The organism is Mucilaginibacter terrae (assembly GCF_031951985.1).
Lineage (GTDB): Bacteria > Bacteroidota > Bacteroidia > Sphingobacteriales > Sphingobacteriaceae > Mucilaginibacter > Mucilaginibacter terrae_A.
The window spans coordinates 5,365,700-5,376,502 of sequence record NZ_JAVLVU010000001.1 but is presented as its reverse complement, the minus strand read 5'-3'; the positions used below and the strand labels follow the sequence as shown (position 1 = coordinate 5,376,502).

General features: G+C 43.5%; 11 protein-coding genes. 4 read left to right on the top strand and 7 right to left on the bottom strand.

The genetic code is table 11. The annotated features are described in order from the left end of the window. Positions 1 to 57: 57 nt before the first annotated feature. The gene (locus tag QE417_RS23060) at positions 58 to 678 is read left to right on the top strand and encodes an L-threonylcarbamoyladenylate synthase (RefSeq protein WP_311954298.1); all 621 of its coding nucleotides are present in this window, start codon (positions 58 to 60) and stop codon (positions 676 to 678) included. A 110-nt stretch (positions 679 to 788) separates the two neighbouring features. Here QE417_RS23060 and trpA read toward each other — a convergent pair whose 3' ends face one another. The 4 genes from trpA to trpD form a co-directional block, all read right to left on the bottom strand. Beyond that, complete coding sequence (trpA, locus tag QE417_RS23055) at positions 789 to 1,559, bottom strand: tryptophan synthase subunit alpha (RefSeq protein ID WP_311954296.1); 771 nt, start codon at positions 1,557 to 1,559, stop codon at positions 789 to 791. Between the two features lie 121 nt (positions 1,560 to 1,680). Next, positions 1,681 to 2,862, bottom strand: coding sequence for a tryptophan synthase subunit beta (gene trpB, locus QE417_RS23050; RefSeq protein ID WP_311954293.1), 1,182 nt, complete (start codon positions 2,860 to 2,862; stop codon positions 1,681 to 1,683). A 1-nt stretch (position 2,863) separates the two neighbouring features. Continuing rightward, the gene (locus QE417_RS23045; protein WP_311954290.1) at positions 2,864 to 3,484 is read right to left on the bottom strand and encodes a phosphoribosylanthranilate isomerase; all 621 of its coding nucleotides are present in this window, start codon (positions 3,482 to 3,484) and stop codon (positions 2,864 to 2,866) included. Positions 3,485 to 3,581: 97 nt separating this feature from the next. After that, entirely contained in the window at positions 3,582 to 4,568 is a 987-nt protein-coding gene (trpD, locus tag QE417_RS23040; RefSeq protein ID WP_311954289.1) for an anthranilate phosphoribosyltransferase, read from the bottom strand. Positions 4,569 to 4,877: 309 nt separating this feature from the next. Here trpD and QE417_RS23035 point away from each other — a divergent pair, with 309 nt between their 5' ends. Together QE417_RS23035 and QE417_RS23030 are read left to right on the top strand one after the other, a co-directional pair. After that, entirely contained in the window at positions 4,878 to 5,828 is a 951-nt protein-coding gene (locus QE417_RS23035; protein ID WP_311954288.1) for an ion channel, read from the top strand. A 62-nt stretch (positions 5,829 to 5,890) separates the two neighbouring features. Further along, positions 5,891 to 6,751 carry an SDR family oxidoreductase gene (locus QE417_RS23030; RefSeq protein ID WP_311954285.1) on the top strand — a complete coding sequence of 287 codons (861 nt, stop codon included), beginning with the start codon at positions 5,891 to 5,893 and terminating at the stop codon, positions 6,749 to 6,751. Between the two features lie 119 nt (positions 6,752 to 6,870). Here the strand turns inward: QE417_RS23030 and QE417_RS23025 are convergent, their stop codons facing one another. From QE417_RS23025 to recR, 3 genes are read right to left on the bottom strand one after another with little or no spacing between them, the layout of a single operon-like run. Beyond that, positions 6,871 to 7,686, bottom strand: coding sequence for an SDR family oxidoreductase (locus tag QE417_RS23025; RefSeq protein ID WP_311954283.1), 816 nt, complete (start codon positions 7,684 to 7,686; stop codon positions 6,871 to 6,873). Further along, on the bottom strand, positions 7,670 to 8,509 hold the full coding sequence (locus tag QE417_RS23020; protein WP_311954281.1) for a glycosyltransferase family 2 protein: 840 nt from the start codon (positions 8,507 to 8,509) through the stop codon (positions 7,670 to 7,672). The genes QE417_RS23025 and QE417_RS23020 overlap by 17 nt, the downstream gene beginning before the upstream one ends. 3 nt (positions 8,510 to 8,512) lie before the next feature. After that, positions 8,513 to 9,130 carry a recombination mediator RecR gene (gene recR, locus QE417_RS23015; RefSeq protein ID WP_311954279.1) on the bottom strand — a complete coding sequence of 206 codons (618 nt, stop codon included), beginning with the start codon at positions 9,128 to 9,130 and terminating at the stop codon, positions 8,513 to 8,515. Between the two features lie 170 nt (positions 9,131 to 9,300). Between recR and QE417_RS23010 the strand changes: the two genes are divergently transcribed. Next, a complete protein-coding gene (locus tag QE417_RS23010; protein ID WP_311954277.1) occupies positions 9,301 to 10,785 on the top strand; it encodes a sodium:solute symporter in 1,485 nt (494 codons plus the stop codon). Positions 10,786 to 10,803 lie beyond the last annotated feature (18 nt).

Here is a 10,803-nt window from a genome sequence, read left to right as displayed (position 1 = left end):
TATTATGTTATACGATTGCTAAAACTATTTACACTATATATTTGCTAAATAAATATTATGTTACTTAAAATATATCCCGAAAACCCCAATCCTAAAGCTATAGAGCAGGTGGTGGAAGTATTGCGCCGTGGCGGTTTAATAATTTACCCCACTGACACGGTTTATGGTTTGGGCTGCGATATTACTAATCATCGTGCTATTGAAGCTGTGGCCCGTATACGCAATATAAAGCCCGAAAAAGCCAATTTTTCTTTTATTTGCTACGATTTGAGAAACTTAGCCGATTATAGCAAACCTATTGATAATACCGTATTCAGGGTGTTAAAGAAAGCCCTGCCTGGTCCATTTACCTTTATTTTAAATGCGAGCGGACTGGTACCTAAGCTACTTAGTTCCAAGAAGAAAACTGTGGGTATACGTGTGCCTGATAACGCCATAGCACGCGAGATCGTAAATTTGTTAGGCAACCCTATCCTATCTACCTCTATAAAAGATGATGATGATATTATAGAATACTCAACCGACCCCGAACTTATATATGAAAAATACCAGGATTTGGTAGATATTGTAATTGACGGTGGCTACGGCGGCAACGTGGCCTCGACGGTAGTAGATGTAACCTCGGGTGAGTTTGAGGTAATACGTGAGGGTAAGGGTGATTTGGAGGCGTATTTGTAGTTATATAAATAAAATGTCATTCCGAACGATAGCGAGGAATCTTATACGCGAGACATTGCACACTGTATAGGATTTCTCGTTATCACTCGAAATGACAACCTATTTAAAATTTAACTCCTTATACTCTTTACAAAATCAGGTATCCGCTCCAAATACCCTTCCTCTGCCTGAAATTTCACAAACGCGCTGCCCACAATAGCACCATTGGCATAAGCAGTAGCCTTGTCGAACGCAGCTTTATTGCTGATGCCGAAACCGATAACTAATGGGTTGTTCAGCTCCATATCTTTAATGCGTTTAAAGTAAGTTTCGGTAACATCTGAAAGATTAAGGCTCCCGCCGGTTATCGAAGCTGATGATAACAGATAGATAAAGCTATTGCTCAGGCCGTCAATCTTGCGAATACGTTCTTCGGCCGTTTGCGGCGTTACCAGGAAAATGTTGCTTAAGCCGTGTTTGGCAAAGCATTCCTTGTACAGGGTTTCGTACTCATACATGGGCAGGTCGGGTACAATAACGCCGTCTACCCCCACTTCAGCAGCTTTGGCACAAAAGCGTTCAACACCGTATTGCACCATGGGGTTAGCATAACCCATGAGTAATACAGGGATGCTAACGCGCTTACGTAGTTCGCCCAGTTGGTCAAACAATACGTTCAGCGTCATACCATTATCTAACGCCTGTTGCGAACTGTGCTGAATGGTTGGCCCATCGGCTACCGGGTCTGAGTACGGGAAGCCTATTTCTAAAAAATCGACACCGGCTTTTTCTAAAGCCTCAGCAATGTCGACAGTGGTATTAAGTTCGGGGTAGCCCGCAGTAAAGTATACAGATAGCAGGTTGTTCTTCTTTTGGTTGAACATGCTGTTTAGTCGGTTCATTATTATTTTATTATATAACGTCTCGTCATTGCGAGGTACGAAGCAATCTCTAAACTATGCTTAGCAGGATTGCTTTTCTACGCAGAGGTTGCTTCGTACCTCGCAATGACGGTTTGTAGTGTTAAAATCCGAAATGTTTAATATAAGTGCTCAAATCTTTATCGCCACGGCCTGAGAGGCAAATGACCACGTTATCGGTTTGCTCAAACTTCATCTTTTCGAGATAGGCAAAGGCGTGTGCCGATTCAATGGCCGGGATGATGCCCTCCAGTTGTGATAACAATAAGCCGGCTTGCAAAGCTTCATCATCGGTAATGTTCACATATTCGGCGCGTTTAATTTTATGCAGATGCGCATGTTGCGGACCAATACCAGGGTAATCCAATCCGGCCGAAATGGAGTAAGGCTCCACCACCTGCCCGTCTTCGGTTTGCATTAAAATGGTGCGGCTGCCATGCAGTATACCCTCTTTACCCAAAACAGATGTAGCAGCCGAGTGGCCACTGTTTACCCCTTTTCCAGCGGCCTCAATGGCAACCAGTTTTACTTGCTCATCTTCTAAAAAATGATAGAACATGCCCATGGCGTTACTGCCACCACCTACACAGGCCAACACGTATTGCGGTAACTCATTACCGGTATGTTCAAGCAGTTGCTTTTTGGCTTCTAACGAAATAATGGATTGAAACTTAGCCACCATTTCGGGGTAAGGGTATGGTCCCACTACCGAACCAATAATGTAATGCGTATCAACCGGGTTGTTAATCCAGTCGCGCATGGCTTCATTGGTAGCGTCTTTCAGCGTTTTACTGCCCGATGTAGCCGGAACCACTTTAGCACCCAACATTTTCATACGGGCAACGTTTGGTGCCTGGCGCTCCATATCAATTTCGCCCATATACACCACACATTCAATCCCCATCAGCGCGCAAACGGTAGCTGTAGCCACGCCATGCTGACCGGCACCTGTTTCGGCAATAATGCGTTTTTTGCCTAAACGCTGCGCCAAAAGTATTTGCCCAATGGCGTTATTTATTTTGTGCGAACCGGTATGGTTTAAATCCTCACGCTTGAGGAAAATGTTGGCTCCATACTTTTCAGACAGGCGCTTGGCATGGTACAAAGGCGACGGGCGCCCCACGTAGTCTTTCAAAAGCGACTCAAACTCTGCCTTAAAACTTTCGTCGGTAATAATATTTTGGTACTGCTGGCGTAGTTCCTCTACGTTGGGGTACAGCATTTCGGGGATGTAAGCACCGCCAAAATCGCCGTAATAACCTTGTTCGTTAACCGTATATTTCATGTTAGTTTGTTCTCAATAATGTAAAAGCACTGCGAAGTTTCTCCTCGTCTTTTAAACCCGGCTCTATTTCAAAGCGGCTGTTTAAATCAACACCATAAAACGCAGGGTGTTTAAGTTGTTTTACTTCCGGTAAATTTTCAGCACTCAATCCTCCCGAAAGAAAGAAAGGAACCTCTAAATTATACCTATCCAGCACCTGCCAATCAAACACCTGCCCCGACCCGCCATGTGCTGCGGTTTTGGTATCGAATAAAAAGTAATCGACACTGTTGGCATAGTCTTTTAACACCTCAAAATCAAAAGTTTCATCTACACCAAAAGCTTTAAGTACCGTAACCTGTTCGCGTAATTCAGCACAGTATTCCGGGCTTTCGCCGCCATGTAATTGTACGGCAGCAAGCTGATATTGGTTGATCAGTTGCTTAACCGTTTCCAAATCCTCATTCACAAAAACACCCGTTTTAACAATAGATGCAGGTAATGCAGCCAATTCATTGGCAGGCAAGCTACCCACGTACCTGGGCGATTTGCCATAGAATATAAACCCCATGTAATCGGGCTCTAAACCGGCAATGGCTTTTATGTTACCGGGCATTTTCATGCCGCATACTTTTATTTTCATTTAATAGTTCATAGATGATGGTTCATAGTTCATAGTAGCTCCTATTGGCTTGATAATTCTTACTATGAACCATCATCTATGAACCATGAACTGAATATCAATTCAACAATGCCTTAAAGCTCTTCAAAGCACTCCCTTTCAACAACGACTCTTCCGCCTCATAAAAACAATCGGCAAATGATTTGGCAGGCTCTATGGTACGTATAGCCAATGCCGCATTGCACAGTACCACATTGTTTTGCACCGTAGTGGCCTCGCCATTAAGCACCTGCATAAATATACCAGCCGAATCGGCTACGGTATGCCCGCCGGTTATGTCGGCAGCATCTACCTTATCAAACCCTAACCCCGCAATACTGTTTATCTTTTCTCCCTCAGCAGAAAACGTCTTAAAATCACCTGTTAATGAAACTTCGTCGTAACCATCCAACGCATTTACAATGGTATAATTAACGTCGGCCTTTTGGTAAAGGTAAGCATACAGCCTTGCCAGTTCGAGGTTGTACACGCCTACCATCTGGTTGTTTGGCCTCGCCGGGTTTACCATTGGGCCCAGCATGTTAAAAAATGTTTTTACGCCAAGCTCCTTACGTATGGGTGCTACCGTTTTCATAGCCGGATGAAACAACGGTGCATGTAAAAAGCAAATTCCCGCATTATCTAAACTACCGTTCAGCTTATCCATATCGTTGGTAAACTGGTAGCCCAGGTACTCCATCACATTACTTGATCCGCAGCCCGACGATACACCGTAGTTACCATGTTTAGCCACTTTATACCCCGCCCCGGCCACTACAAATGAGGCCAGCGTTGATATATTGAACGTGTCTTTACCATCGCCACCCGTTCCGCACAGGTCAATCAAATTATCGGCCTGTAATTCAACCGGCAGGCACAGTTCCAGCATGGCATCGCGGAAGCCCTCAAGCTCATCAACGGTAATCATACGCATACAATAGGCAGTCATAAACGCCGCCATTTGCGAGGTGTTGTATTTGCCTTGAGCAATATTGGTCAAAATTTCTTTCGACTGCTCGCGGCTGAATGTTTTATGTTCGAATAAGTGGTTAAGTATAGCTTTCATAGCCCCCAGCCCCCTAAAGGGGGAGCTGCCTTTTTAAATTGTTTAATAATGTCCCTGTATCAAGTCATCTTTTGCTCCCCCTTCAGGGGGCTGGGGGGCAAAAAAAAGGGTTGCCTTTTGGGCAACCCTTCGTAATATTTTGTATTTACAAAAACAGGAGATTGCCTTACGATTTCTCGTTAAGCCACCACCAGTTGTTGTTTTGTAATTTCATTATTGATTTTGTGTTGGCAAATATATTATTGATTTTTTGAAATGCAAATCATACCTCTATTTTTATAGCAAATATATTTTTCTCTACAACCCTATATGGCAATTGGTAAAAAAGCAGGCAACGCTGAAGATGATTTAGGTTTTGGCCGTGAGGCGGTAAGGCAGCGTACTATTAATAAAGATGGTTCAATTAATGTAACCCGCCGGGGCCTACCCTTTTTTCGTACTACCGATATTTACAACCATTTGATTAGCATGAGCTGGACCCGCTTTTGGGTAATTATTGTTAGCGGGTACCTGGTAACCAACCTGTTTTTTGCAGCCGTTTACAATTTAACCGGCATACAAAACCTGAGAGGTGCCGATGGCGGAAATTCCATTGAGCATTATTATAATGCTTTCTTTTTTTCGGCGCAAACACTATCTACCGTGGGTTATGGGCATATTAGCCCTAAAGGGTTTGTAACCAATACCATTGCCGCCTTTGAGTCGATGCTGGGTTTGCTGGCCTTTGCTTTGGCTACGGGCTTGTTATACGGACGGTTTTCGCGCCCCTCGGCTAAAATTGTTTTTAGTGAAAACTTGCTGGTTGCTCCCTACTTGCAGGGCGAGCGTGGCCTGATGTTCAGGCTTGCCAATATGCGGGCTAATACGCTGATTGACCTTGATGTTAGCGTGGTTTTCTCGTACAACGAAGAGGTTGACGGTAAAACCGTCCGCAAGTTTTTTCCGCTGGCACTTGAGCGCACTAAGGCTAACATACTAACCTTGAGCTGGACGGTTGTACACCCGCTGAATGATGATAGCCCGCTACGAGATATTACGCAAGAGGAATTGGAACGCAGCAATGCCAACTTTGCCGTGTTGTTAAAGGCTTATGATGATGCATTTTCGGAAACCGTACACTCGCGCACTTCATATCAATACGATGAGGTAGTTTGGGGAGCGCGGTTCATCCCTGCCTTTTATGCAGGTGAGGATGGCAAGATGATTTTGGATTTAGGTAAGATAAGTGACTTTGCACAGGCAGACATTTCGTTGAGTTAATAATTTAAATTAAAAATAAACTATTAGTTAATAAACCGGTTTAGTATTTAAACTACTAAACTATGGAAAATAAACTCACAGAATTCCCAGCAGTAACACAAGAACATCAACCCGGCAACGAAAGTGCGATGACACCCCAGCCGGAATACATCAACTCCAATTATAAGGCCGCAGGCAAATTACAAGGCAAAGTAGCATTAATAACCGGCGGCGACAGCGGCATTGGCCGGGCAGTAAGCGTACACTACGCCAAAGAAGGTGCAGATGTGGCCATTGTATATCTTGATGAAGATACCGATGCCCAGGAAACCCAAACATTAGTGGAAGAAGCAGGCCGAAAATGCATCCTGATTAAAGGCGATATACGCAATAGCGATTTTTGTAAACAAGCTGTTGAACAAACCGTTACCGAATTAGGTAAGCTCAATATATTGGTAAATAATGCCGCTGTACAATTTCCGCAGGAAGAGTTGGAGGCAATTGATGATGAGCAACTGGAAACCACCTTCGAAACTAATATTTACTCTTACTTCCGTTTTGCTAAAGCGGCATTAAAGCATTTAAGCGAGGGCGATACCATTATCAATACCACATCAGTAACGGCGTATCGTGCATCGCCGGGGTTGATTGACTACTCATCGACCAAGGGCGCTATTGTAACCTTTACCCGCTCGCTTTCAAAAAACCTGGCCGAAAAAAAGATCAGGGTAAACGGCGTTGCTCCCGGCCCGATCTGGACACCGCTCATTGTCTCAACTTTTGATGAGGAGAAAGTAAAATCATTTGGTAAAGACGTACCTATGGCCCGCGCTGGTCAGCCCTCAGAAGTTGGCCCTACTTACGTGTTTTTGGCTTCGCAGGATGCATCGTACATCACCGGGCAAATTATTCATGTAAATGGGGGTGAAGTGGTGAATGGGTGAGTTCTTTATAACTTATTATACGATCTCGTCGTTGCGAGGTACGAAGCAATCTCTGCAGATGCAAGTCTGTCATACATACTTCAGAGATTGCTTCGTACCTCGCAATGACGTGTTTATAGTTACTTCAACAACGGATCTTTCTCCTTAGCAAAAACATTGTAAACCAGCTTATCTAACCAGGCCGGGAAAAACTTGCTTAGGAATACCGTGAGCTTACCCTGACCGGTTAAAACCAGTGTGCGTGAGCGATTTTCAAGGCCTTTTGCAATAGCTTTGGCCACTTCTTCGGCGGTCATCATTTTATCTTCTTCAAGGCTGCTTTCGCCTTGTTGTTTGGCATCTTTATTAAGTGCGGTATTACGGATGTTGGACGCCGTAAAACCCGGACAGGCCGTCATGATGTGCACACCGGTTTTTAAGTTTTCTACCCGTAATGCATCCAAAAAACCGTTCATGGCAAATTTAGATGCCGAGTAACCCGTACGGCCGGGTAAACCTTTATAACCGGCTATTGATGATACGCCTACGATGCTACCCTGGGTTTTTAAAATTTCGGGCAGGGCATGTTTGGTTGTATATACCGTTCCCCAAAAATTTACATCCATTAAGGATTTCAGCACCTGCAGGTCGAGGTCTTGAAAGAGGGCACGCATAGAGATGCCTGCATTGTTAATGAGCACATCTACCCGGTTAAAGGTTAATTTGGCTTGCTTTACTAACAGTGCACAATCGTCTTCAACCGTTACATCACATTGTACGGCTAAGGCTTTTACGTTAAATTGTTTTTGTATATCGCTGGTAATTTCGCAAAGGGTTACAAACTGGCGGGCACCCAGTACAAGGTTTGCACCGCGCGAAGCCAGTTCATAAGCCAGCGCCTTACCAATACCCGATGAAGCACCGGTAATAATAATAACTTTATTGTTTAAGCTCATAGGCCGGAGACGACCACCCTGGTAAGGTTTTTAAACGCAACTCGGGCAGCCTGAATAAGTATTTAGCTGCAAAAGTAAACATTGCACCGTAAAAGTTTTTGATGTATTGCCAGCTTAATTTATTTATCTGAACCTGTCCCTGCTGTATTACAAAGGTTTTGGCATAATAGTAATTTTTAAACCCGGCCAAACGTATACGATAGGATAAATCAATATCACAACCATAAGACTTAAAGCGTTCATCAAAAACACCAATCTCGTTTAATACCGATTTGCGCAGCATCATAAAGCAGTTATTCAGTACATCCATTTCGGTGTTTTCAAACTCTTCTATCCAACCGGCCTGGTAATGTTTGCTAAATAAGCGTGATTTGGAGAACAGGCGCGATAATCCTGATAGCTGAAAAAACTTAACCCATTCTGGCGGCATGTTTTTATTCGAACCTTCAATGAAGTTTCCTTCCGCATCCAGCATTCGTACCGAAAGTCCGCCTGTATCGGTGTGCAGTTCCATAAACTCATGCAACTTGTCGAGAGTTTCATCACCAACAATAACCGAAGGATTAAGCACGAGCACATAGCTGCCTCTGGCATTATCTAACGCGCTGTTGGCAGCTTTTGCAAAATCCTGAGGTTTATCATGAGCAATAACCTGCACCTCCGGAAACTCAGCTTTCAGCATCCTGAGCGATAAGTCTTCAGAAGCGTTATCTACCACAATAACTTCGGCATCCAAATGCAGGGTAGCCTGTTTTAGTGCAGCTAACGCCTGCCTTAACTGGCGGCATTGGTTATGATTAATGATGATAGTAGAAAGCTGCATATGTTATTTGGATAGAGAACTCTCGTAAGGTACGCGGGTGGCAATCGACCGTCCTAAGGTGATTTCATCCACGTACTCCAGTTCTCCTCCAAATGCTATGCCACGAGCAATGGTTGATATGTTTATTTTGTAATCTTTTAACCTTTTATGCAAATAAAAAATCGTAGTGTCGCCTTCCATGGTTGCGCTAAGCGCAAATATTACTTCTTTAACCTCACCGGCCTTCATTCTTTCTACCAATGAATCAATTTGCAGGTCAGACGGGCCTACGCCATCCATGGGAGAAATTAGTCCGCCGAGTACATGATAAACGCCAGTGTACTGATTTGTATTCTCTATGGCCATTACGTCGCGCGTGTCTTCAACCACGCAAATGGTACCGTGGTCGCGCTTGCGGGATGCGCATATTTCGCAAACCTGTAAATCAGATATATTATGGCAGGTGCGGCAGTGCTGTATTTCGTTGCGCAGCTTGGTCATGGCTATGCTAAAGCGCTCAACATCGGCATTATCCTGGTTAAGCAGGTGCAGCACTAAACGCAGAGCTGTTTTTTGCCCCACTCCCGGTAGTTTTGAAAACTCTGCAACCGCATTCTCCAGCAACTTCGACGAAAAATTCATTGCTCAAAATTAATAAATTGCATAATAATAACCGGTGCATTGCGTACAGGTTTAATTTATACTTACTAAATTTCGTAAATATGCGAAAGTATTAACCCCTCCCAAACCCTCCCCGGAGGAGAGGGCTTAATTTTTCAACGTTTAAAAATTCAAAATTAACAACTGAAACTATGTCGCCAGGAGTTTTACTTTTATTTATAGCCGCCTACTTTTTGGTGCTCATACTCATATCTTATCTCACGTCGCGCAAATCGGCCAATAATGATACCTTTTTTGTGGCCAACCGTAACTCCAAGTGGTATTTGGTAGCGTTTGGTATGATTGGCACGGCGCTAAGCGGCGTTACCTTTATATCGGTACCGGGCAAGGTTGGCTCGCCCGGGGGCGACCAGTTTGCATATTTTCAGTTTGTACTGGGCAACGCGGCGGGGTTTATTATTATAGCTACGGTTTTGCTGCCGCTTTATTACCGCATGCAGCTTACGTCAATTTATAGTTATATTGAAAGTGCCCTGGGTAAATGGAGCTATAAAACAGCAGCAACTATCTTTTTAATCAGTCGCACTATTGGCTCATCGTTCAGGTTGTACTTGGTAGTTATTGTTTTACAGCGATTTATATTCGATAGTTATGGAATTCCATTTGCCGCTACGGTACTTATTTGTTTAGTGCTTATATGGTCGTACACGTTTAAAGGCGGCTTAAAAACCATTATTATAACCGATAGTTTGCAAACGCTGTTCCTGGTATCATCGGTGTTTTTATCCATCTACTTTATTTGTCGTAGTCTAGATTTCAACATTTTGCAGGCTGCCGAAGCTATTAAAAACAGCAGTTATTCCAAGATTTTCTTTTGGGAAGATTTTGTTACCAGCAAGTTCCATTTTGTTAAATACTTTTTGGGCGGATTGTTTATTACTGTAGCCATGACCGGTCTTGACCAGGACCTGATGCAAAAAAACCTGAGCTGTAAAAACATAGGCGAAGCACAAAAAAACATGTTCAGCTTTACCACGGTATTTGTCATCATTAATATTTTCTTTTTAAGTGTGGGAGCCCTGCTATACATTTATGCGGCTAAAAATGGCATCACGGTCGAAAAAACCGATTACCTGTACCCCACTATTGCGCTCAAATACTTAGGCACTTTACCCGCCATTGTGTTTATGCTGGGATTAACGGCTGCTACCTTTGCCACTACCGATTCGGCGCTTACGGCTTTAACCACGTCTTTTTGTGTTGATTTTTTAAACTTTAACAAACGCGCCGATGTTAACAGCCCTGCCATGGTAAAAATGCGGCATTATGTGCACATTGCATTTTCTGCGTTAATGTTTTTAACCATTATATTGTTTAATGCCGTAAATAATGATGCCGTGGTGAGCGCTATATTTAAGGTAGCATCGTACACCTACGGGCCGCTGCTTGGCCTATATGGCTTTGGCTTGTTTATGAGCAGCAGGCAGGTTAATGATAAGCTGGTGCCATTTATATGTTTAATATCGCCGGCTGTATGTTACTTTTTAAGTACCGAATCAAAAGAGCTGCTGGGTGGTTATGTATTTGATAACGAACTTATCATCGTTAATGGTTTAATTACCTTTGCGGGCTTGCTGCTTACCTCAAAGGCTAAAAAGCATATTGCAGCGTTGTAACTATTTATAATTTGATTT

Bases quoted from the DNA above. Each gene is read 5' to 3' on its own strand.
- QE417_RS23020 (WP_311954281.1), bottom strand. From the start codon at position 8,509: ATGCAGCTTTCTACTATCATCATTAATCATAACCAATGCCGCCAGTTA.
- QE417_RS23025 (WP_311954283.1), bottom strand. From the start codon at position 7,686: ATGAGCTTAAACAATAAAGTTATTATTATTACCGGTGCTTCATCGGGT.
- trpA (WP_311954296.1), bottom strand. From the start codon at position 1,559: ATGAACCGACTAAACAGCATGTTCAACCAAAAGAAGAACAACCTGCTA.
- QE417_RS23035 (WP_311954288.1), top strand. From the start codon at position 4,878: ATGGCAATTGGTAAAAAAGCAGGCAACGCTGAAGATGATTTAGGTTTT.
- QE417_RS23010 (WP_311954277.1), top strand. From the start codon at position 9,301: ATGTCGCCAGGAGTTTTACTTTTATTTATAGCCGCCTACTTTTTGGTG.
- trpB (WP_311954293.1), bottom strand. From the start codon at position 2,862: ATGAAATATACGGTTAACGAACAAGGTTATTACGGCGATTTTGGCGGT.
- QE417_RS23060 (WP_311954298.1), top strand. From the start codon at position 58: ATGTTACTTAAAATATATCCCGAAAACCCCAATCCTAAAGCTATAGAG.
- QE417_RS23045 (WP_311954290.1), bottom strand. From the start codon at position 3,484: ATGAAAATAAAAGTATGCGGCATGAAAATGCCCGGTAACATAAAAGCC.
- recR (WP_311954279.1), bottom strand. From the start codon at position 9,130: ATGAATTTTTCGTCGAAGTTGCTGGAGAATGCGGTTGCAGAGTTTTCA.
- trpD (WP_311954289.1), bottom strand. From the start codon at position 4,568: ATGAAAGCTATACTTAACCACTTATTCGAACATAAAACATTCAGCCGC.
- QE417_RS23030 (WP_311954285.1), top strand. From the start codon at position 5,891: ATGGAAAATAAACTCACAGAATTCCCAGCAGTAACACAAGAACATCAA.